This is a genomic window from Streptomyces koelreuteriae (genome assembly GCF_018604545.1).
Taxonomy (GTDB): Bacteria; Actinomycetota; Actinomycetes; order Streptomycetales; family Streptomycetaceae; genus Streptomyces; species Streptomyces koelreuteriae.
Genome location: NZ_CP075896.1, coordinates 3,293,771 through 3,313,987 on the forward strand (window position 1 = coordinate 3,293,771; position 20,217 = coordinate 3,313,987).

Genomic DNA, 20,217 nt, shown 5'->3' on the forward strand with positions numbered 1-20,217 from the left:
CCGAGGGTCGGTTCCCTCTTGTAACCACGACCACCCTGCGGCAGCATCGGGAGACATGGAAGAAGGCACTTCGAAGTCACCGAGTAACTGCGAGAGCACCGTGGACTACGGCGACGCCGATCCCTTCCAGTGGGACACCCGGGAGGACTGCCAGGTCCGGCAGATCCTCGACCGGATCGCCGACAAGTGGTCGCTGCTGGTCATCGCGCTGCTGGAGAACCGGCGGCTGCGCTTCACCGAACTGCGCCGGGAGATCGACGGGGTCAGCCAGCGCATGCTGACGGTGACCCTGCGGTCGCTGGAGCGGGACGGGCTGGTGAAGCGGACCGTGCACCCGGTGGTGCCGCCGCGGGTCGACTACGAGCTGACCCCGCTCGGCAGGACCCTGCACACCACGATCCAGTCCCTGGTGACCTGGACGGAGGAACACCAGGAAGAGATCGCCGCGGCCCGGACCGCGTACGACACCCGCGCCGTATAACTGGTCCATGACACAGACACCGGCACGTCCCGCCCCCGTGCACTGGAAGGTCGTCATCGACGCGGGCGACCCGCAGGCGCAGGCCGACTTCTGGGCCGCCGCGCTCCACTACGAGGTCGAGGACAACAGCGTCCTCATCGGGAAGCTGCTCGGCGCCGGTGTCGTGCCGCAGGAGCTCGTCGTCGAGTTCCACGGCCGCCACGCCTTCCGGGACCTGGTCGCCGTACGGCACCCCGAGGACCCGTTCGAGGAGGAGAGCGGGACCGGGCTGGGGCGGCGGCTGCTGTTCCAGAAGGTGCCGGAGGCGAAGACGGTCAAGAACCGGCTGCACCTCGATCTGCACCCGGGAGAGGGGCGGCGCGAGGAGGAGGTCGCGCGGCTGGAGGGGCTCGGGGCGAGGGTGCTGCGGCGGGTGGCGGAGCAGGGCGGCGAGTGGGCTCTGATGGCGGACCCGGAGGGGAACGAGTTCTGCGTGCAGTAGCACGGCGGCGGGCCCGGTAACGCCCTGTCCTGTTCAGGCTCTTGACGGAGAGTCAGCATCAGCCTCACCATCCAGGCACCCCATTCACCCCGGGCGGCCTTCGGACACCCCACGGGCTGCCCGAAGGAACTCGGAGTCCCCACATGAAGCTCTCCGTTTCCGCGCGTGCCGTGGCAGCAGGCGGCATAGCGAGTGTCATGCTCCTGACGAGTGGCGCCGTGGCCGATGCCGCGTCCGCTCCCCCGAGACCGGCCGCGGCACCCGACCTGCCCCTGGCGAGCGTCAAGGCCCATCTGACCCAGCTGCAGTCCATAGCCACCGCCAACGGCGGCAACCGCGCGCACGGCCGGACCGGCTACAAGGCCTCGATCGACTACGTGAAGGCCAAGCTGGACGCCGCCGGATTCACCACCACGCTCCAGCAGTTCACCGCCTCGGGACGCACCGGCTACAACCTGATCGCCGACTGGCCCGGCGGCGACGCGAACCAGGTCGTGATGGCCGGCTCGCACCTCGACAGCGTCTCCTCAGGACCCGGCATCAACGACAACGGCTCCGGCTCGGCCGCCGTCCTGGAGACCGCCCTCGCGGTGTCCCGGGCGCAGTACAAGCCCACCAAGCATCTGCGGTTCGCCTGGTGGGGCGCGGAGGAACTCGGTCTGGTCGGCTCCCGCTACTACGTCAACCGGCTGACCACCGGGGACCGTTCGAGGATCAGCGCCTACCTCAACTTCGACATGATCGGCTCCTCGAACCCCGGCTACTTCGTCTACGACGACGACCCGGCGGTCGAGAAGACCTTCAAGGACTACTTCAGCGGCCTCGGCGTCCCGACCGAGATCGAGACCGAGGGCGACGGCCGCTCCGACCACGCGCCCTTCAAGAGCGCGGGCGTGCCGGTGGGCGGCCTGTTCACCGGGGCCAGCCGTGCGAAGACGGCGGCGCAGGCGGCCAAGTGGGGCGGTACGGCCGGGCAGGCCTTCGACCGCTGCTACCACTCCTCCTGCGACACCACGGCCAACATCAGCGACACCGCCCTCGACCGCAACAGCGACGCGGTCGCGTACGCGGTGTGGGAGCTGTCGGAGTAGTTCTTCTCTTCACTGGTTGCGGGCGCGTTCCGTGAGGCGGCCCATGCGGGCCCGGGCCGACTCCAGTTGCTCGATCTCGTCGGCTGCCGGGCCGTCCTCGGCGGCGAGCTCGGTCCACAGGCCGATCAGGTCGCGCCCCAGCTCCAGACCCACCGCCGGGTCGCGCACGGCCCGCCAGGCGGTGGACGCGCTCTGCACGTTGCCGTAGGCGGCCTCCGCGTCGCCCGTACGGCGGCGGGCACCGGCCAGGTCGAGCGACAGCCGGAAGGCGCGGAGCGGGTCACCGGCCAAGTAGGCGATGTACGCGCTGAGTTCACCCAGCCGGAGCACCTCGGGGTGCTCCGGCCCCAGCGCCGCCGACGCCTGCGCGACGGTCTGCTCCGCGAGCCCGGCCGCCTCCTCGATCCTGCCCTCCTTCACGGCCTCGTTGATCCGCGTGATCGGCTCCGCGACGAGGGCGGGCGCCGCGGAGTCGCCCGAGGTGTCGGGGGTCTCGTCCCCGAACATGGCCTCCGCGACGGCGTCGAAGCCGCGGGCGGGCGTGGGCTTGGCGTCGAGGTCGGCGAGCATCTCCGCTTCGAGCACCGGGTCGGGCTTCCTGCTTCGCCTCGGCGCGGCGACGGGACCGGCTTCGGGGACGGGCAGCGGCCTCGCGTCCATGGGCGGAGGCGGCCCGAACGCACCGGTGGGGGGCGCGACGGTGCCGGGCGGTGCGGCCGGGCCCGGAGGCGTGTCCTCCGGTGCGGGCGGCTCCTGTACGGCGCGCAGACGGAAGGTCGGGGCCGCGCCAAGGTCGTCCGACTCCGGTACGGGGCGCAGCACGTGTGTGGCGCTGTCGTTGCGCGAGGGGTTGTGTGAGGTGTCTTGTAGGGGTTCCTGCTCCGCCGGGGGTGGCATGGGTCCGGGCGTGCCGGGTGCGGGCGGTTCCGCAGCGGCGTCGGCGTGGGGCGGCTCGGCAGCCGTTGCGGCCGGGGGCCATTCCGTCGCCGGGACGGTCAGGGGCGGTTCCGCTGCCGCGCCGACCGGGGGCGGCTCTGCGACGGCGCCGGCCTGGGGCCATTCCGTCGCCGGACCGGCGGTCGGAGGGTGCGTAGGCGTGCCGGCCAAGGGCGCTTCCACGGCCGGGCCGACCGAGGGCGGCTCAGCGGCGGCGGCCGGGGGCCACTCCGTCGCCGGAGGGGCGGTCGGTGGTTGCGCGGGTGTGCCCGCCTCGGGCCATTGCACCGCCGCGCCGGCCGTCGTCGGTTCCGGGGCCGGGCGGGAGGTCGGGCCGGTCGTCGGGGGGTGCGGCGGGTGTCCGGTGACGGACTCCTCCGGCGGTGTCGTACGGACCGGCTCGGCCGTGAAGTGGCTGGAGCCGTCCGGTTCGACCCGGAGGGGGACGACGTAGCCGATGCGCTCGTCGTGGATGGTGGCGAGGACGGCATGGCCGGTGGCGAGGGCGATGTGGTGGAGGCGGTTCAGGACCGCCTTGTGGATCTCCTCGCCGGGGGCCGCGTAGACGGGGACGCCGCCGACGGACGCGCCGTCGGACACGCCCGGCGCTCCGGCACCGGCTCCGGCACCGCGTCCTGTTGTCCCGGGGACATGGACGTCGATCGGCGCCGCCGGAGTCGCCGCGTGTGCGGCCTGCTTCTGTTCCCGCTTCTTCTCGCGGCTGAGTCGCGACATCGTCCCCTCACTCGGCGTCGTACACCTACTTGTCGAGTGTGTCCGCTCGCTCCCGTTTCTCACGTCACCGCGGTGTCACAGGCTCGTCCCAAGGACTGTAGGCCCCGGCGCGCGTGGTTCCCGCCGGCATGAAGATCGACAGTACGAGGGAGGAGAGGTGCATGCAGACAGGCATGCGACAAGGCCCGGAGATCTGGATCCGCGGCCCGGTGACAACCCCGGAGCCGGGACCGCCGGAGCCGGCCCACGCCCACGCCGCGGCACGGCGGTTCTCCTGGGTCGGCACACACGGCGGCGCGGGCGTCTCCACGCTCGCCGCGGTCTACGGCGGTCATGACAGCGGCCGCTCCTGGCCCGGGCCGGGCGACCCGCCGTCCGTGCTGCTGGTCGCCCGGACGCACGCGGCCGGGCTGGACACGGTCGCCGGGGCGGTGGAGCTCTTCCGGCGAGGACAGGCCCCGCCGGGGCTCGACCTGGACGGCGTCGTCCTCGTGGCGGACGCCCCGGGCCGGCTGCCGCGCCCGCTCGCCCAGCGGGTCAAGTCCCTGGAGGCGGTCATCGACGTGTACCGCGTGCCGTGGGTGCCCTCCTGGCGACTCGGCGAACTGGGCCACCCGCCGCGCGAGACGGCGCCCCTGGCCAGGCTGACGGGAGAGGCACGCTGACGGCCGCGCCCCTGTCGGCGGGGGAGATCGCGGCGGGCGTACGGGCCCGGGAGCTGCGCGCGGTGGACGTGGTCGCGGCTGCGCTGGAGCGGATCGACCGGGCCGATCCGGAGCTGTGCGCGTTCGTCGAGGTGTGGCACGAGGAGGCGCTCCGGCGGGCGGGTGAGGTGGACGCGCTGCTCGACGGGCGTTCCGGGGGTGTCCCTCGCACGAGTGATGCCGACAGATCCGAAGATGCCCCTCGCACGAGTGGTGCCGACAACTTCATGGAGGCCGGGCCTCTGCCGCTCGCCGGTGTGCCCATCGCCGTGAAGGGGCGGAACGGGATGCGGGCGGCGGGGCCGCTGGTCGCGGCCGGAGCGGTGGTCGTGGGGGCCACCTCCGTGCCCGGGCCGGGGACGGAGTGGCAGACCTGGGGGCTCGGTGCGCGCGGCCGGACCGTGAATCCATGGCGGGCCGACCGTACGCCGGGCGGTTCCTCGGCCGGGTCGGCGGTGGCGGTGGCGGCCGGGCTGGTGCCGCTGGCGACGGGGAGCGACGGGGCCGGGTCGGTGCGGATCCCCGCGGCGTGGTGCGGGGTCGTCGGACTGAAGGCCACGGCCGGGCGGCTGCCCTCCGCCGACCGCACGGGGCTTGCCGTCCCCGGCGTGCTCACCCGCTCGGCGTCGGACGCGGCGCGCTGGTGGCAGGTGGTGACGGGCGAGCCGAAGCCCGTGCCCCCGCCCCTACCAATCACCGCCGTCTGGTCCCCCGACCTCGGTTTCGCCGGGCCCGATCCGGAGCCCGTCGCACTCGCCCGGGCCGCGGTGGAACGGCTCGTGGCGGCAGGTGTCGTACGGCTCGTACGACCACGGGTGCCGCTGCGGCTCACCGACCCCGGGCCCGCGTGGCTCGCCCTGCGCGCACCCGGCGCCGACCTGGCCGGGGCGCATCGCGACCGGGCGGAGAACGACCGGCGGCTGGCCGGGCTGTTCGAGGATGCCGAGCTGCTGCTGACGCCCACGGCACCCACCGCCCCGCACGGCCACGAAGGGCCAGGGGACCGCTACTCCACCTCGCTCACCTGGGCGTTCAACCTCAGCGGGCATCCGGCACTGAGCCTCCCGGCGGGCTTCGGCGAGGACGGCTGCCCGGCCGGGCTGCACCTGGTCGCACCGCACGGGCGGGAGGCGCTGCTGCTGGCGGTGGCGCGGGAGGCGGAGGCACGTATCGAGAGCTGACGGGCAGGCCCGCGTGACCGACGAGGCCACCCCTGGCGGATTTGAATGCGCACGCATATGATGCAAGCGCGTGTAATCGCCGTACGCCTTTCTTCTGGGGGACCTCCATGACCCGCCGCTTCCTCTTCGTCCTCGGCAGCGCCCGCGCCGAGGGCAACTCCGAGCTGCTGGCCCGCCGGGCCGCCGAGCAACTGCCCCCGGACGTCGAACAGCAGTGGATCGACCTCTCCGAGCATCCCGTGCCCGACTTCGAGGACCTGCGGCACGACAGCGATCATGTCCGTCCGACCGAGGGCAACCACGCCCTGCTCCTCGACGCCACGCTCGCGGCGACGGACATCGTGATCGTCACGCCCCTGTACTGGTACTCGGTCTCCGCACAGACCAAGCGCTACCTGGACTACTGGTCGGGCTGGCTGCGCACGCCCGGCCTCGACTTCAAGGCGACCCTGGCCGGACGCACCCTGTGGGGCGTCACCGCCTTGGCGCACCGGGAGGAGGTCGTCGCCGACCCGCTGATCGGGACGCTGCACAACTCGGCCGCGTACATGGGGATGCGCTTCGGCGGGGTGCTGCTCGGCAACGGCAGCAAGCCGGGTGACGTACTGAACGACACCGAGGCCCTGACCCGGGCCAAGACCTTCTTCACCCAGGAGGCGCCGCCCGCCCGGTTCCTGTACGAGAACTGAGCTCTAAGCGGTGATGTCCTTCGTCGTGAAGCGGGCCCAGGCCGCCGAGCCGAACACCGCCGCGTACAGGGCCTGGAGGCCGAGGTTCTTGGTCAGCTCGTCCCAGTAGACCGGCTCGCGCATGAGGTCGGCGAAGGACAGCCAGTAGTGCGAGAAGAAGTACGGCTGGAGGGCGTGCAGTTGCGGGATCTGGTCGAGGATCTGGACCGTGATCAGCAGGCCGACGGTGGTGGCCATCGCCGCGATGCCGCTGCCCGTGAGCGTCGAGACGAACAGGCCGAGCGCGGCGACGCCGATCAGTGACGCGGCGACGGCGAGGGCGATCAGCAGGGCTCTGCCCAGGCCCTCGGCGAAGCTGATCCGCGTACCGGAGATGGTCGTCAGGTCTCCTAGCGGGAACAGCAGCGCGCCGACCGTCAGCGCCGAGACGGCGACCACCAGGGTGGCCACCAGGCAGAAGATGACGACGGTCGCGTACTTGGTGAGCAGCAGACGGCTGCGGCCGGCCGGGGCGACGAGCAGATAGCGCAGGGTGCCGGCGTTCGACTCGCCGGCGATCGCGTCGCCCGCGACGACCCCGATCGCCATCGGCAGGAAGAACGGGAGGGTGGCGGCCAGGGCGGTGAAGACGAGGAACAGGCCGTTGTTGGTGATCTGCGAGATGAAGGCCGGTCCTCCGCCCCCTCCGCCGCCGGGCGACGAACCGTCACCCGTCTCGATCTTGACGGCGATGCCGACCAGGACGGGCACGCCCGCAAGGACGGCCAGCAGCGCGAGGGTGCGCCAGCGCCGGAAGGTCGTGGTGAGTTCGCTGCGCAGCAGCCCGAAGGTCCACAGCGGGCTCACCGGGCGTACGGCAGCCTTCGCCGTGTCAGCCTGCGACATCGAACCCCTCCCCCGTCAGCGCCACGAACGCGTCCTCCAGCGAGGCCCGTTCGACCGTGAAGCCGCGTACGCGCACCCCGGCCGTCACCAGCGCGGCGTTCACCTCGGCGAGGTCGCGGTCCGGCGGTTCGCCGGTCACCCGGTCGTCGGTGACGACGAGGTCGCCGATGCCCTGCTCCTTCAGCACCCGGGCCGCCTCCGCCGGGTCCGGAGTGGTCACGACGAGTCGGCCGCGTGCCCCGGCGGACAGCTCCGCCACCGGGCCCTGTGTGATCAGACGGCCCTGGGCCATCACGGCCGCGTGCGTGCAGACCTGTTCGATCTCGTCCAGCAGATGGGAAGAGAGGAAGACGGTCGTACCGTCCGAGGCCAGTTCCCGGATCAGGGTGCGGATCTCGCGCATGCCCTGCGGGTCGAGGCCGTTGGTCGGCTCGTCGAGCACCAGCAGCCGGCGGGGCTGGAGCAGGGCGGCCGCGAGGCCCAGGCGCTGCTTCATGCCCAGTGAGTACGCCTTGGCCTTCTTGCTCCCCGCGGCCGTCAGGCCCACCCGGTCCAGGGCGGCTGCGACCCGGGCCCGCCGGGTGCGGGGGTCGGCGGCCGGGTCGGCCGAGTCGTACCGGATGAGGTTGTCGCGGCCGGAGAGGAAGCCGTAGAGGGCCGGGCCCTCGATGAGGGCGCCGACGTGCGGCAGCACGGCGCGGGTGGCCCGGGGCATGGGCTGCCCGAGGACCCGCGCCGTGCCGGAGGTGGCCTCGATGAGGCCCATCAGCATGCGGATGGTGGTGGTCTTGCCGGAGCCGTTGGGGCCGAGGAAGCCGAAGACACTGCCCGCCGGGACGGTCAGATCGAGACCGTCGACGGCGAGCTGTCCGCCGCGGTAGCGCTTGGTGAGCGCGCGGGTGGAGATGACGGGGTCCGCGGGGTCTTCGGGCTCACCCCGCGCCTCCCGTTGCTCCGATTCCGTGGCGGACGGTTCGCCCATCGGCTTCCTCGTTCTCTTGGCGTCCCCTGGCGGCAGGGGACTTACTTCCCGGCGTCGGCCGCCTTCACCAGCGCGTCCTTGGTGACCAGGCCGACGTAGACCTTGCCGTCGTCCGTGATCAGGGCGTTGACCAGACGGGTCGAGAAGACCGTGCCCGAGCCGAACTTGCCGGTGACCTTGTCGCCGAGCGAGTCCATGAAGCCGCCGAGGTCGCCGCCGGCCTTGCCGGAGGGCACGCCCTCGCCGCCGGTGTCGAAGGTGGCTATGGCGTTCCAGCCCTCGCCGATGGTCTTCATGCCGTCGAGGCCCTGGCCGAGGTCCTCCTCCGACTTCGGGGCGTGCCGAGGGGCATCTCCCTTGTCGAAGTCCTTGCCCAAGTCCTTGCCGAAGCCCTTCTCGAGGCCCTTCTCGGAGCCCTTCTCGGGCGCCTCCTCCTCGGTGACCTTCGCCCCCTTCGGCGGGGTGAAGTCGAAGGTCGACGCGGCCGGCTTGGCGAAGTCGACCTGGGTGAAGCCCGCGTCGACGACGGCGGAGCCGCCGCTCGCCGGGGTCAGCGTGAACTTCAGCGGCGTGCCCGTCTTCGCGTCCACGGCCACGGTGATCGCACCGACCGTCGAGCCGGACTGCTTCGGCTTGATGAGCAGCTTGTAGGCGTCCCGCCCGGCGACCTGGGCGGTGCCGTCCACGGTCACGGAGGTCGTGTCGTCGGCGGCCTTGAGGGCCTCCTCGGCGAAGTCCTTCGGCGTGGCAGGCGGCTGCTGCCGGTGGTCCTCGCCGCTCTCGGAGGCCGTGCCGTGGTGGACCTCGTTCGACTTGCTGTCGTAGGCCCAGACGTCCTTGCCGTTGTGGACGATGCTGTACTCGGCGGCGTTCTCCAGCAGCGACAGCTTCTGCTTGTCCGGGCCGTCGGCCGCGACGCGCAGGGTGTGCGTGCCGGAGGCCAGTTCGGTGAGCTTGGCGGTCGGGTCGGCGGAGGAGCCGCCCTCGCCCCGGCCCGCGGCACCGGACATCAGGCTGCTCTCCAGCCCGCCGAGGTCCGGCAGCCCGAGGTCCGTGCTGATCTTCACGGTGCCGGACAGCTGCTGGACGTCCGACTTGGCGATCTTCTCGATGAGCTGCTGTGCGGTGATCTTCGGGAGGTCGGGGTCCCCGGAGTCGGCGAGCGCGGGGACCAGCCCGATCGTCGCGGCCGCCACCCCCATCACCGTGACCGGTACGACGTACCGCGCGGCCTTGCGCCGTCCGGAACGCCGCTCGTCGACCTCCCCGGCGGTCGTGCTGTCGTCGGATGCGTACGGTGCCATGTGTGCCCTACCTCCGTGGTCGGCGGCGGCTGTCCGTGTCGTCCACGCACTCGTCCCTGAGCCGCCATTCTCACCCGAACAGGTGAGGAGTGGTGTTTTCCCTGGTGTTCATCTGACCAAATCGGCCAGGGAAATACGTCAGACCCCGGACTCAACTCCACGTACTGCTGGGGTATGACACGGAGGACCGGCTCCTCCCCCGACCCGTAGGGGACGGGGGCCGGTTCGGGCGCCGCTTCGGGGCTAGCCCGCCCGGTGCACCACCGCGTCGCACAGCTCCACGAGTGCCGTCTTCGCGGCGCACTCGGGCAGGGGGGCCAACGCGGAGCGGGCGTCCTGGGCGTAGCGGACGGTGTCCTTCCGGGCCTGTTCCAGCGCCGGGTGGGCGCGCAGCAGGCGCAGGGCCTCGGCGTGCCGTTCGTCGTCGGTGAGGTCGGAGTCCAGCAGCTCGCACAGGGCGATGTCGTCCGCGAGGCCGAGCCGGGCCGCCCGCTCACGCAGCCGCAGCACCGGCATGGTGGGGATGCCCTCGCGCAGATCGGTACCGGGCGTCTTGCCGGACTCGTGGGAGTCGGAGGCGATGTCCAGGACGTCGTCCGCGAGCTGGAAGGCGACGCCGAGGCGCTCGCCGTACTGCGTGAGGACGTCCACGGTGGTCTCGTCGGCGCCGGACATCATCGCGCCGAACCGGCACGACACCGCCACCAGCGAACCGGTCTTGCCGCCCAGCACGTCGAGGTAGTGCTCGACGGGGTCGCGGCCGTCCTGCGGTCCGGCCGTCTCCAGGATCTGGCCGGTCACCAGCCGTTCGAACGCCTCGGCCTGCACCCGCACCGCCTCCGGGCCGAGGTCGGCCAGGGTGTGCGAGGCGCGGGCGAAGAGGAAGTCGCCGGTGAGGACCGCGACGGAGTTGTCCCAGCGGGTGTTCGCGCTCGCCACCCCGCGGCGCACCGTCGCCTCGTCCATCACGTCGTCGTGGTACAGCGTGGCGAGGTGGGTGAGCTCCACGACGACGGCCGAGGGCACGATCCCGGGCGCGTAGCGGTCACCGAACTGGGCGGAGAGCATCACGAGCAGCGGACGGAACCGCTTGCCGCCGGCCCGCACCAGGTGCTGGGCGGCCTCCGTGATGAAGGGCACCTCGCTCTTGGTGGCCTCGAACAAGCCTTCCTCGACAGCCGCCAACCCGGCCTGGACATCGGCTTCCAGAGCCTGGTCCCGCACGCTCAGCCCGAACGGCCCGACGTCGGTCACGAGGGGTCTCCTGTCTGCTGTGTCTGCCGGTGATTACGCGGATTGTCGATAGGTCGCTGCCATCACTCGAGTCAGCGTATCCGGTCACGTTTCGATCACCGCCAGCGCCCATGGTTACAGGCCGGGTGGTATCTGATCACGACCGTTATGTTTTCGATCAGCTCATAAGAACAGACATTTATCGACTTACCGGGAGGTAGTGAGATATGCACGATTTGCCGTGACGATTGCGCAAATTCCCTTTGACGGGAATTGCCCCACAGGCTCGTGATCAGTGAGTTGAATCACGTTAACCCCTGTGTCGCGCCACCCCGGCATCGACCCGTACCTCCTTCAGCCGAACGCCAGTTGAGCCTTGACTCTCGCAAAGGATCAAGCGGACCAAACACCCCCGACCAAGGTCAACCGCGCGATATGTGATTCCCATGCTTGTTCCCGACATGTGCTCTCGCATACGTTCCCGCCCTGTCCGGCGGACGCCGAATCCTGCCGCCGCCCGGACCCCCACACACAAACCGACTCACTCACGCAGGGCAGGAGCGGGGGACCCAGGTAAGTCGCCGGTCCGCACAGCGGCACGGCTCGGGGTGAAGCCGCGCACGGCAGTACATCGCCGTACGCGGCCGGGCACCTCCCGGCCCGAACCCGACAGCTCACCTCGCAGGCGCCGGAGAGGAATATCGCCATGGCCGGACGAGGCAAGCACCGTCGCCCCAGAACCAACCCGCTCTCCCGAGGTGTCGCGATCGCCGGCACCGGCGGAGCGGCCCTCACCCTCCCGCTCCTCGGAGCCACCTACGCGAGCGCCACCGAGGCGCCGCAGAGCGCACCCGCCGTCGCGCAGTCCCTGCCCCAGGCGGTCCAGCCCAAGTCGCTCACGTACACCGTGGCCAAGGGCGACACGCTCTACCGCATCGCGGACAAGTACGACGTCGCGGGCGGCTGGAAGAAGCTCTACAAGGACAACCGCTCCGCCATCGGCGACAGCCCGAAGGTGATCCACCCGGGTCTGAAGCTGAAGGTGTCGACGACGAAGGCGCCCGCCGCGAAGAAGGCGACCAAGTCGTCCGCTCCGGCCAAGCCGGCCGCCAAGCCCGCCGGTGGCGTCGCCAAGGCCACCCAGGCCTCGGCGAAGACCTACGCCGACAACCTCGACGGATGGATCCGCGAGGCGCTGGACATCATGGGCCAGAAGGGCATTCCGGGGTCGTACGACGGCATCCACCGCAACGTCATGCGCGAGTCGTCCGGCAACCCCCAGGCGATCAACAACTGGGACTCCAACGCCGTCAAGGGCACCCCGTCCAAGGGCCTGCTCCAGACCATCGACCCGACCTTCCAGGCCTACCACGTGGACGGCACGTCGTGGGACCCGTACGACCCGGTCGCCAACATCACCGCGGCCTGCAACTACGCGGCCGACCGCTACGGCTCGATCGACAACGTCAACGGCCCGTACTGAGCCGTCCCGCCCAGCAGTCGCTCGAGGACGACGGCGATGCCGTCGTCCTCGTTCGACAGGGTGATCTCGTCGGCCACGGCCTTGAGTTCGGGATGGGCGTTCGCCATCGCGACGCCGTGGGCCGCCCAGTCGAACATCGGGATGTCGTTGGGCATGTCACCGAAGGCGATGGTGTCCGCCGGCCGCAGCCCCAGATGCTCGGCGGCAAGCGCCAGGCCCGTCGCCTTGGTGACGCCGCACGGCTGCAGCTCGACCGTGCCGGGCCCCGACATCGTCACCGTCGCCAGTGAACCGACCACCGAACGCGCCGTCGCCGCCAACTCGTCGTCCGACAGATGGGGATGGCGCAGCAGCACCTTGCTGATCGGCTCGCACCACAGGTCGTCGCGCCGCTCGACCCGTACGGCCGGCAGGGTCGGGTGCGGCATCAGATAGCCCGGCTCGATGAGCGTGAGCCCGTCGACCCCGTCCTGGTCGACCGCCGCGTACACCTGCCCCACCTCCGCCTCGATCTTGCCGAGCGCGGTCTCCGCCAGCTCCCGGTCCAGGGTGATGGACCACAGCAGCCGGTCCGCGCCGGCGTCGTACACCTGCGCGCCCTGTCCGCACACCGCGAGCCCCGTGCAGCGCAGGTCGTCGAGGAGCGGTCGCACCCGCGGCGCCGGCCGGCCCGTCACCACGAGGTGCTGCGCACCGGTGTCCGCCACCCGCGCGAGCGCGGCGAGCGACCGGTCGGAGAGGGTGTCGTCGCCGCGCAGCAGCGTCCCGTCCAGGTCGGTGGCGATGAGTGAATATGCGATGGGTGCGGCCATGATCTGAGAATACGGACAGCGCGCCCCTTCGTTTCATCGCACCGTGGACACCGATTGCCCGGTTGAAGGCCTCTGCACCAGTTGGCAACAACATGGTCCGCTACCTACCGTCGAGGCCGTCTCGGGCGGTACCTTCCAAGTGTCCAGGGGGGACTTGATCGGGGGGTCAGGTTGAGCAGTGGGCGCATTCGCGTGGCTGGGCCCGGGGAGCTCGGCGAAGGGGAGAAGGAGCGCTGGCGCGCACTGCGCGCTGCCTCCGAGGCACCGCGCAACCCCTTCATGGAACCGGAGTTCACCGAAGCCGTCGGCCTGGTGAGGCCGCAGGCACGGATCGCGGTGGTGTACGAGGGGCTGGAGCCGGTCGGTTTCCTGCCCTACGAGCGAGGGCCGTTGGGCCAGGGCCGGGCCATCGGGCTCGGGGTCTCGGACGCGCAGGGGGCGATCCTGCGGCCGGGCCTGGACCTGGAGGCGGGCCGGCTCCTGAAGGCCTGCTCGGTGTCGAGCTTCGCCTTCGACAACCTGGAGGCCGAGCAGCGGCTGTTCGTCCGGTACGCGGCCGAGGAGCACGCCACCTACGTCATCGACGTGGAGAAGGGCTACGAGACGTACGAGTCGGTGCTGCGCGCCGAGTCGCCGAAGTTCCTGAAGACCACCCTGGCCAAGGAGCGCAGGCTGGGACGGCAGGCCGGCGAGACGCGGTTCGTGTTCGACGAACGCGACCCGGCCGCGCTGCGCACCCTCATGGAGTGGAAGTCCGCGCAGTACCGCAGGACGGGCCGGCAGGACCGCTTCGCCCGGGAGTGGATCACCCGGCTCGTGGGGCGGCTGGCCCGGACCCGGGCAGCTGAGTGCGCCGGCACCCTGTCCGTGCTCTACGCCGGAGAGCGGCCCGTCGCCGCGCACTTCGGTCTGCGCTCGGCCTCCGTCCTGGCCTGCTGGTTCCCGGCCTACGACCCGGAGTTCGCGAAGTACTCGCCGGGTCTGGTGCTGCATCTGCGCATGGCCGAGGCGGCGGCCGCCGAGGGCATCGGCATGCTCGACCTCGGGCGGGGCGCGGCGGAGTACAAGGACGCGCTGAAGACGGGCGAACTGCCCGTGTACGAGGGCGCGGTGACGCGACCGGGGGCGGGCGCGGCACTGCACTGGCTGAGCCGCGAGCCCGCGCGCCGCGCGCACAGCTTCGTCCGGGGCAGGCCGCGGCTCGCGGCGCTGGCCGCGCGGACTTTGAAGGGCGCGGCTCGGCTGCGCCGTGGCTGAGCACGAGTTCGTACCTGAAGGCGAGTTCGTACGTGAAACGCGATTTCGTACCTGACATGAGTGGGGGGTGAGGGGCGCATGGCTCGTTCGGCGCGTGCGCGGGAGGAGATACGGCGGTTCCTGGACATCGGGGCGGTTCAGGTCGCTGAGCTGGATCTCGACGGTGACGGTGACGAGGCGGTGCTCAGACCCGGGCCGGGGAGCCCGCCGGTGACGCACGGCGAGGTGTTCGTGCTGGTCCGCAGGGGTGGGCGGCCCGTGGGCACGCTGCTCGGGCGGGTGCCGGAGGGGGCGGACGCACGGGGTGTGCTGGAGGCGCGGGCGCGGGCGGAGTGTGCGGCCGGGGATGTCGAGGACGCCGGGTGTGCCGGTGAGCCTCCGTACACCAGTGTCGTCGTCGCGACCCGGGAGCGGGCCGGGCAACTGGCCCGCGCGCTGGACTCGCTGCTGGCGCAGGACCACCCCCGGTTCGAGATCGTCGTCGTGGACAACGCGCCCGTCACGGACGAGACGCGGGAGCTGATCGAGCGGAAGTACGCCGAGCGCGTGCGGTACGTGTGCGAGCGGGTGCCCGGCCTCGCGGTCGCGCACAACGCGGGCCTCGCGGCCGTGCGGGGCGAGGTGGTCGCCTTCACCGACGACGACGTGGTCGCCGACCCGCGCTGGCTGACCGAGCTGACCGCGCCCTTCGCCGCCGACGCCGGACTGGGCTGCGCCACCGGGCTGATCCTGCCCGCGCGGCTGACGACCCCGGCCCAGGTCCTCCTGGAGAGCCACGGCGGCTTCGCGAAGGGCTTCACTCCAAGGACGTACGACCCGGCGCGTCCGCCGGGCGACGAACCGCTGTTCCCGTTCACGGCGGGGCGGTTCGGCTCCGGGGCCAACATGGCGTTCCGTACGGCGGTGCTGCGTTCCGTCGGCGGTTTCGACCCGGCCACCGGTGCCGGTACGGCCGCCCGGGGCGGCGACGACCTCTACGGATTCGTCCGTGTCCTGGCCCAGGGCCACCGGCTGCGCTACACACCGTCCGCACTGGTGTGGCACCACCACCGGGAGACCTGGCGGGACCTGGAGACCCAGGCGTACGGCTACGGCGCCGGGCTCACGGCCTATCTGACCGCGGTGCTGGTGAACCGGCCCGCGCTGCTGCCGGCGTTCCTCGCCCGGCTGCCCCGCGGCCTCGCCCACGCCCGGACGCTGACGGCCGTACGCGAGACGGACGGGGGCGGGGCGGACGAGGGCGGGGCGCCGGGTGACCACGACGTGCGGACGCATCCCTGGCCACGGCGGCTGTCGCGGCTGCAGCGCAGGGGGATGCTGTACGGGCCTGTCGGCTATGTGCGGGCGCGGCGGGCGCTGCGCGCGACGGTCGGCGCGACGGTTCGGAGGGCGAGATGAGGACGTCGGCACGGACGCGAGGTGAGGGGCCGATAGCGCGCTCGGGGACCCCGGCCATCCCCGTCTTCCTGTACCACGCCGTGATGGACGACCCGCCCGACTGGATCGCCGAGTTCACGGTCACGCCGAAGCAGTTCGCGGCCCATCTCGACGCCTTGGCCGACAGCGGCCGTACGCCCGTCACGATCAGTACGATCGCCGACCATCTGGCCGGGCGGGCGCCGCTGCCGCCCCGGCCCGTGCTGCTCACCTTCGACGACGGCTTCGCCGATCTGCCCGGACCGACCGCCGAGACGCTGGCCGGACGCGGGCTGCCCGCCACCGCCTATCTCACCACCGGCGCCATCGCCCCGGGCGGCCGCAGTCTGCTGCCGCCCGCCCCGATGATGACCCTGGACCGGGCGGCAGAGCTGGAACGTTCCGGCATGGAGATCGGCAGCCACACCGTCACTCACGCACAGCTCGACACCCTGTCCGGCAAGGACCTGGCGTACGAACTGCGCACGTCCAAGGCCGTGCTGGAGGACGCCCTCGGGCACGAGGTCCGCCATCTCGCCTATCCGCACGGCTACAACAGCCCCCGGGTGCGGGCCATGTCGGCCCGGGCCGGTTACGAGACGGCGACCGCCGTACGGCACGCGCTCAGCTCCGAGGGCGACGAGCGGTACCGCATCGCCCGGCTCATCGTGCGGCGTACCCACACCGTCGCAGATGTCGAGGGCTGGCTGGCGGGGGCGGGCGCGCGGGTCGCGCCCTACCGCGACGGGCCGAAGACGATCGGGTGGCGGTGGTACCGGCGGGCCCGTGCGGTGGTGCACGGGCCCGAGTTCGCGGGCTGACCGTCGCCGCGTTCGGCCGCTACGTGAGCGGCTGGCGCTACGTGAGCGGCTGGTCGCTACTTGAGCGGCTGGTTCAGGTACGGGTCGGCGGCCGCCTTGCGCAGGCTGTCCCAGGCCGCGTCGTTGGCCAACGCCAGATTGCAGTGCGGTCCGGGGTCGCGGTAGTTCCACTGGAGGGCGGCCTTGACGCCCTCCAGGCCCTTCAGCACCCCGGGCACCTGCGCGTACCACTCGGCCTGTCGCTGCGGGCGGGCCGAGTCCTCGGCGGTGCCGAACTCGGAGAGCATCAGCGGCTTCTCGTCGGAGATGTGCTCGCGGATCCAGTCGTGCGCGGCGTCCTGGGTCTGCGCGAAGCTCATCCAGCGCGTGTTGTGGCAGCGGTAGTAGTTGTACTGGTTGTAGCCGATCCAGTCGACGTACTCGTCGCCCGGGTACATCCGCTTCATCTCGTCGGCGTGGTCGAGATAGCCGGTGGTGATCCACGTCCAGACGACGTTGTCGACGCCCAGCTCGCGGAACCGGTCGTGGATGTGCCGGTACGCCTTCACGTACTCGGCGGGGGTGCCGTTGTCCGGGGTGCGGGTGTCCATCTCCAGGTCGAAGGAGAGGAAGACCTTCTTGCCGTAGTCCTTGATGCGCCGGGCCTGGACGTCGATGACCTTGTCGTCCAGCTCGCCTGACGCGATCTGCTTCCAGGTCGGCTGCTGCTTCTTCGTGCCGCCCCACCACTTGCTCTCCCAGGACAGCAGCAGCAGGTGGTCCTCGCCGACGCGCTGTTCCTCGGGGGTGAGCAGCTGGCCCTCGCGGCGGGTGCCCTCGGGCAGGGACATGTCGTGGTACGTGTACACGATGTCCAGTTCACGGCCCACGCGTTTCTCGTAGGCGCGCACCTTCTCGGGCAGATCGCCGCGCTCGTGCGGCACGAACGCGCCGAACCAGGCGCCGCAGGGCGGTTCCAGGAGTGCGGTGGGGCGGCAGTCCGCCTTGGAGCCGGCGCCCTGGGGGTCCGGTCCTGAGGCGTCCCGGAGGGCGAGTACGCCGACCAGGACCGCGCTGACGACCGTCGCGGACGTGATCAGCAGCCGACGCCGGCTCGATGCGAACGGGCCGGCGGCCGGCCGCTCCTCGGTCGTGGTGTTCGGGTCGCGGCGAAAGGGGCGGTGGGATCGGTGGGGACGGTCGGATCGATGGGAACGGTCGGATCGATGGGAACGGTCGGATCGGTGGGGACGGTTGAACCTCACTGAGCGGAACCCTTCGGTGTACTCGGCGTCGTCCTCGCCTGCGGGGAGGCGCGCAGCGGCGGACAGAACGCGGCGAGCGTGGTCAGCAGGGTCAGCGTCAGCAGCACCCGCTGCGCGCTGAAGGTGTGCGTGGCGATCAGGACGGTCGCGACGAGCATCACGGCACCGATGCTCATGAACAGCACCAGCATCAGCCGCTCCAGCAGGTCGGAGTGGCGTGCGAAGTCCGGGTCCCGGCGCTCGACGGGCCCTTCGGCGGGCCGCGCCCCCAGTGCGGGGGCGCAGATTCTGACCATCGCCGCGCCCGGGCCCGCCGCCAGGAAGAGGACGACCGCGGCGCCCCGCAGCGGCGAGCCGCCGGGCAGGGCGAGCGCGGCGAGCGCGAGCCAGCCGCCGAACGGCGGCAGCATCCGGACCACGAGTTCCTGCGGTGTCATCGCTCCGCTCCCTCGGACTGCTTCAGTACGTAGAGCCATCCGGCGCTGTTCTGCGCCACGAGCCGGAACCGCGGTGAGGCGGCGACGGACTTCCGGATACGGTCCAGCTGCGCCTTGGTGAGCTGGCCGTTCATCTCGGAGTTGGCCAACTGCCCCTGGGTGAGCAGGAAGTAGGCCCGGGCCGGTCGCTCCACCCCGGCCATGTCACTGGCGAGGGTGGCGGCCGGCTTCTGGACGATCCGGTCGACGTGGCTGCGGGCGTCGTCGAGGAACCAGTAGTGGTCGACGCTCCCGTAGGAGTCGTACGCGAGCGGGTAGTTGCGGTTGGCGGCCACGACGAGCGAGCCGTCGGGCGCCTGGTCGAAGAGCTGCCGTACGAGGGCCACTTCCTGCGGCGGGAAGTAGTTGATCCGGTCCTTGCCGGAGTAGGCCGGGACGAACGCCAGCGTTCCGCCGAGCAGTGCTGCCAGCGGCAGCCCGACGCCGAGCCACCGTCGTCCGCCCTTGGCGGGGCCCTTGGCGTTGCCCTTGGTGGGGCCCTTGGCGGGGGCGGCGGCCTGCCGGCTGTCGGCTTCCCGGGCGGCGGCGTCGGCGGCCAGGGTGCGGACCTTGGGCAGCAGCGCGGCGGCGGCGAAGAACGCGGCGCCGGGCAGCATGAAGAGCAGCACCCGGAAGATCATCTCGCTGCCGTAGCTGCTGGCCGCGAACATCGGCAGCGGGGCCGCCGCGATCAGCAGCAACGGCCGGGCCCGGTGCCGCAGCACCCGTTGGCGCAGGACGCCGAGGGCCGCGAGCAGCAGGACGGAGCCGGACAGCAGCCGGGCCGCCCAGGAGGTCGCGATCGCTCCGGTGCCGGTCGGGGTGGCGCCGTACCCCGTCTCGACGTTGGCGCCGACGTCGCCGACGGAGCGGATCATGTCCGGCATCGCGGCGGACAGGAAGGGCAGCGCCGCAGTGAGACACCAGGCCAGGAAGATCACGACGGTCGTGACCACCGGGACCCAGTCGCGGTAGCGGCGGCTGAGGCACAGGGCGAGCAGGCAGACGACGAGCATGCCCGGGGTGAGCTGATGGGAGATGACGATCGCCACGAGCATGACGGTGATCACCACCGTCCACACGGCCTGCCGGGGCTGCCCGCGCCGCACGGCGGACCGGCCGAAGCGGCGCAGGACCACGGCCAGGACGCCGACATGCAGCGCGTAGGCCACGGACTGGGGCGAGAAGTAGTCCTGCCCGACCCAGTTGGCGACGTAGAAGAGCCAGACCGCCGTCCAGATCAGCCGCCGGTCCTCGGTGAAGGTGCGGTAGATCAGCAGCAGCGGGAGCAGCAGCATCAGACTGGAGGCCAGGGGCCACCAGGCCATGAACATCGCCGCCGAGTCCACGCCCAGCAGCCGTACGAGGGCGGCCTGGGCGGCGAAGAAGCCCGGCCACTGGTCGTACACCGCCATGTCGCCGACCTGGTCGGCCGTTTGCAGACCGCCGGCCGTCAGCAGATGGTCGATGACCGCCTCGTGCTTCCACGCCCAGGCGTACAGCGGGGTCGGGTAGACCACCGCCTGGGTGGCCCGCTCCATCACGAGCAGCCCGAGGACGTACGCCGCCGCCCAGCCGCCCCGCCGGCGCGGATCGCGGACGGTGAACCAGAAGCCGGTCGTGAGCACCACGAGGCCCGCCCAGAAGGTGGGGTGCAGCGCGGTCACCAGGCCGTAGTCGTCGAGCCGCGAGACATCGGTGTGCCGCACGGCGTACACCCAGAGGGCGAGCGCGGCGAACAGCGGCACGCCGGGCCAGGCGAGGGCGCGGCGCCCGGGCCAGACGGGTGGCAGATCGGACAGGTCCGTCACGGGCTCATGGGCGGGGCTCGACGACTCCGAGGAAGAGGGGCTGGAGGACTGGCTGGAGGTCTCGGGGTGAGGAGCCGACGAGTCCGCTTGATCCCGGGCAGGTGTGGGTTCTGGCGTGGATCTCTCCCGTGGAGTTGCTGGCGGACGCACGGTGGTTCCCCCCTGGCGAATCGGCTCTGTTCGACTCTGTTCGGC

19 protein-coding genes and 1 riboswitch are annotated in these 20,217 nt (G+C 71.7%); of the genes, 10 read left to right on the forward strand and 9 right to left on the reverse strand.

The window, feature by feature from the left end; genetic code table 11:
* Positions 1 to 55 precede the first annotated feature (55 nt).
* The 3 genes from KJK29_RS14575 (at position 56) to KJK29_RS14585 (ending at position 2,053) form a co-directional block, all read left to right on the forward strand.
* On the forward strand, positions 56 to 481 hold the full coding sequence (locus KJK29_RS14575) for a winged helix-turn-helix transcriptional regulator (RefSeq protein WP_215119533.1): 426 nt from the start codon (positions 56 to 58) through the stop codon (positions 479 to 481).
* A gap of 7 nt (positions 482 to 488) precedes the next feature.
* Positions 489 to 962, forward strand: coding sequence for a VOC family protein (locus KJK29_RS14580; RefSeq protein WP_215119534.1), 474 nt, complete (start codon positions 489 to 491; stop codon positions 960 to 962).
* Between the two features lie 143 nt (positions 963 to 1,105).
* Positions 1,106 to 2,053: a M28 family metallopeptidase gene (locus tag KJK29_RS14585; RefSeq protein ID WP_215119536.1), complete on the forward strand. Its 948-nt coding sequence runs from the start codon at positions 1,106 to 1,108 to the stop codon at positions 2,051 to 2,053.
* 9 nt (positions 2,054 to 2,062) lie between these two features.
* Here the strand turns inward: KJK29_RS14585 and KJK29_RS14590 are convergent, their stop codons facing one another.
* A complete protein-coding gene (locus KJK29_RS14590; protein ID WP_215119537.1) occupies positions 2,063 to 3,724 on the reverse strand; it encodes a tetratricopeptide repeat protein in 1,662 nt (553 codons plus the stop codon).
* Between the two features lie 161 nt (positions 3,725 to 3,885).
* On the opposite strand from KJK29_RS14590, the gene KJK29_RS14595 reads away from it, so the two are divergent.
* From KJK29_RS14595 to KJK29_RS14605, 3 genes are all read left to right on the forward strand, one after another.
* Entirely contained in the window at positions 3,886 to 4,389 is a 504-nt protein-coding gene (locus tag KJK29_RS14595; RefSeq protein ID WP_215119539.1) for a DUF6668 family protein, read from the forward strand.
* Between the two features lie 53 nt (positions 4,390 to 4,442).
* Positions 4,443 to 5,609, forward strand: coding sequence for an amidase family protein (locus KJK29_RS14600; RefSeq protein ID WP_370869199.1), 1,167 nt, complete (start codon positions 4,443 to 4,445; stop codon positions 5,607 to 5,609).
* A 107-nt stretch (positions 5,610 to 5,716) separates the two neighbouring features.
* Positions 5,717 to 6,298, forward strand: a complete 582-nt coding sequence (locus KJK29_RS14605; protein WP_215119541.1) for a flavodoxin family protein — start codon at positions 5,717 to 5,719, stop codon at positions 6,296 to 6,298.
* 3 nt (positions 6,299 to 6,301) lie between these two features.
* Here KJK29_RS14605 and KJK29_RS14610 read toward each other — a convergent pair whose 3' ends face one another.
* The 4 genes from KJK29_RS14610 to KJK29_RS14625 all read right to left on the reverse strand — a co-directional run bounded on the left by KJK29_RS14610 (position 6,302) and on the right by KJK29_RS14625 (position 10,723).
* On the reverse strand, positions 6,302 to 7,183 hold the full coding sequence (locus tag KJK29_RS14610) for an ABC transporter permease (protein ID WP_215119544.1): 882 nt from the start codon (positions 7,181 to 7,183) through the stop codon (positions 6,302 to 6,304).
* Positions 7,170 to 8,165, reverse strand: coding sequence for an ABC transporter ATP-binding protein (locus KJK29_RS14615; protein ID WP_215119546.1), 996 nt, complete (start codon positions 8,163 to 8,165; stop codon positions 7,170 to 7,172). Before KJK29_RS14615 ends, KJK29_RS14610 begins: the two co-directional genes overlap by 14 nt.
* Before the next feature lie 41 nt (positions 8,166 to 8,206).
* Positions 8,207 to 9,469: a LolA family protein gene (locus KJK29_RS14620; RefSeq protein WP_215119547.1), complete on the reverse strand. Its 1,263-nt coding sequence runs from the start codon at positions 9,467 to 9,469 to the stop codon at positions 8,207 to 8,209.
* A gap of 243 nt (positions 9,470 to 9,712) precedes the next feature.
* Positions 9,713 to 10,723, reverse strand: coding sequence for a polyprenyl synthetase family protein (locus KJK29_RS14625; RefSeq protein WP_215119549.1), 1,011 nt, complete (start codon positions 10,721 to 10,723; stop codon positions 9,713 to 9,715).
* Between the two features lie 506 nt (positions 10,724 to 11,229).
* A riboswitch (cyclic di-AMP (ydaO/yuaA leader) is annotated at positions 11,230 to 11,405 on the forward strand.
* A 3-nt stretch (positions 11,406 to 11,408) separates the two neighbouring features.
* On the opposite strand from KJK29_RS14625, the gene KJK29_RS14630 reads away from it, so the two are divergent.
* Entirely contained in the window at positions 11,409 to 12,185 is a 777-nt protein-coding gene (locus tag KJK29_RS14630) for a transglycosylase SLT domain-containing protein (protein WP_215119550.1), read from the forward strand.
* Here KJK29_RS14630 and KJK29_RS14635 read toward each other — a convergent pair.
* On the reverse strand, positions 12,149 to 12,997 hold the full coding sequence (locus KJK29_RS14635; RefSeq protein WP_215119552.1) for an HAD family hydrolase: 849 nt from the start codon (positions 12,995 to 12,997) through the stop codon (positions 12,149 to 12,151). The genes KJK29_RS14630 and KJK29_RS14635 overlap by 37 nt on opposite strands.
* 186 nt (positions 12,998 to 13,183) lie before the next feature.
* Here KJK29_RS14635 and KJK29_RS14640 point away from each other — a divergent pair, with 186 nt between their 5' ends.
* The 3 genes from KJK29_RS14640 to KJK29_RS14650 all read left to right on the forward strand — a co-directional run bounded on the left by KJK29_RS14640 (position 13,184) and on the right by KJK29_RS14650 (position 16,491).
* On the forward strand, positions 13,184 to 14,254 hold the full coding sequence (locus KJK29_RS14640) for a GNAT family N-acetyltransferase (RefSeq protein WP_370869200.1): 1,071 nt from the start codon (positions 13,184 to 13,186) through the stop codon (positions 14,252 to 14,254).
* A 78-nt stretch (positions 14,255 to 14,332) separates the two neighbouring features.
* Positions 14,333 to 15,652: a glycosyltransferase gene (locus KJK29_RS14645; RefSeq protein ID WP_215119554.1), complete on the forward strand. Its 1,320-nt coding sequence runs from the start codon at positions 14,333 to 14,335 to the stop codon at positions 15,650 to 15,652.
* A gap of 83 nt (positions 15,653 to 15,735) precedes the next feature.
* On the forward strand, positions 15,736 to 16,491 hold the full coding sequence (locus tag KJK29_RS14650; RefSeq protein WP_215119555.1) for a polysaccharide deacetylase family protein: 756 nt from the start codon (positions 15,736 to 15,738) through the stop codon (positions 16,489 to 16,491).
* A 56-nt stretch (positions 16,492 to 16,547) separates the two neighbouring features.
* Here the strand turns inward: KJK29_RS14650 and KJK29_RS14655 are convergent, their stop codons facing one another.
* Genes KJK29_RS14655 through KJK29_RS14665 form a run of 3 tightly spaced genes read right to left on the reverse strand, consistent with a single transcriptional unit; the run spans position 16,548 to position 20,022 of the window.
* A complete protein-coding gene (locus KJK29_RS14655) occupies positions 16,548 to 17,735 on the reverse strand; it encodes a glycosyl hydrolase (protein WP_251057800.1) in 1,188 nt (395 codons plus the stop codon).
* The gene (locus KJK29_RS14660) at positions 17,732 to 18,172 is read right to left on the reverse strand and encodes a hypothetical protein (protein ID WP_215119556.1); all 441 of its coding nucleotides are present in this window, start codon (positions 18,170 to 18,172) and stop codon (positions 17,732 to 17,734) included. The genes KJK29_RS14655 and KJK29_RS14660 overlap by 4 nt, the downstream gene beginning before the upstream one ends.
* Positions 18,169 to 20,022: a glycosyltransferase gene (locus tag KJK29_RS14665; protein WP_215119558.1), complete on the reverse strand. Its 1,854-nt coding sequence runs from the start codon at positions 20,020 to 20,022 to the stop codon at positions 18,169 to 18,171. Before KJK29_RS14665 ends, KJK29_RS14660 begins: the two co-directional genes overlap by 4 nt.
* Between the last annotated feature and the right edge of the window lie 195 nt (positions 20,023 to 20,217).

What these genes read in the sequence shown, in the direction of transcription:
- KJK29_RS14575 (WP_215119533.1), top strand. Translation starts at nt 56, where the DNA reads ATGGAAGAAGGCACTTCGAAGTCACCGAGTAACTGCGAGAGCACCGTG.
- KJK29_RS14580 (WP_215119534.1), top strand. Translation starts at nt 489, where the DNA reads ATGACACAGACACCGGCACGTCCCGCCCCCGTGCACTGGAAGGTCGTC.
- KJK29_RS14585 (WP_215119536.1), top strand. Translation starts at nt 1,106, where the DNA reads ATGAAGCTCTCCGTTTCCGCGCGTGCCGTGGCAGCAGGCGGCATAGCG.
- KJK29_RS14590 (WP_215119537.1), bottom strand. Translation starts at nt 3,724, where the DNA reads ATGTCGCGACTCAGCCGCGAGAAGAAGCGGGAACAGAAGCAGGCCGCA.
- KJK29_RS14595 (WP_215119539.1), top strand. Translation starts at nt 3,886, where the DNA reads ATGCAGACAGGCATGCGACAAGGCCCGGAGATCTGGATCCGCGGCCCG.
- KJK29_RS14605 (WP_215119541.1), top strand. Translation starts at nt 5,717, where the DNA reads ATGACCCGCCGCTTCCTCTTCGTCCTCGGCAGCGCCCGCGCCGAGGGC.
- KJK29_RS14610 (WP_215119544.1), bottom strand. Translation starts at nt 7,183, where the DNA reads ATGTCGCAGGCTGACACGGCGAAGGCTGCCGTACGCCCGGTGAGCCCG.
- KJK29_RS14615 (WP_215119546.1), bottom strand. Translation starts at nt 8,165, where the DNA reads ATGGGCGAACCGTCCGCCACGGAATCGGAGCAACGGGAGGCGCGGGGT.
- KJK29_RS14620 (WP_215119547.1), bottom strand. Translation starts at nt 9,469, where the DNA reads ATGGCACCGTACGCATCCGACGACAGCACGACCGCCGGGGAGGTCGAC.
- KJK29_RS14630 (WP_215119550.1), top strand. Translation starts at nt 11,409, where the DNA reads ATGGCCGGACGAGGCAAGCACCGTCGCCCCAGAACCAACCCGCTCTCC.
- KJK29_RS14635 (WP_215119552.1), bottom strand. Translation starts at nt 12,997, where the DNA reads ATGGCCGCACCCATCGCATATTCACTCATCGCCACCGACCTGGACGGG.
- KJK29_RS14645 (WP_215119554.1), top strand. Translation starts at nt 14,333, where the DNA reads ATGGCTCGTTCGGCGCGTGCGCGGGAGGAGATACGGCGGTTCCTGGAC.
- KJK29_RS14650 (WP_215119555.1), top strand. Translation starts at nt 15,736, where the DNA reads ATGGACGACCCGCCCGACTGGATCGCCGAGTTCACGGTCACGCCGAAG.
- KJK29_RS14660 (WP_215119556.1), bottom strand. Translation starts at nt 18,172, where the DNA reads ATGACACCGCAGGAACTCGTGGTCCGGATGCTGCCGCCGTTCGGCGGC.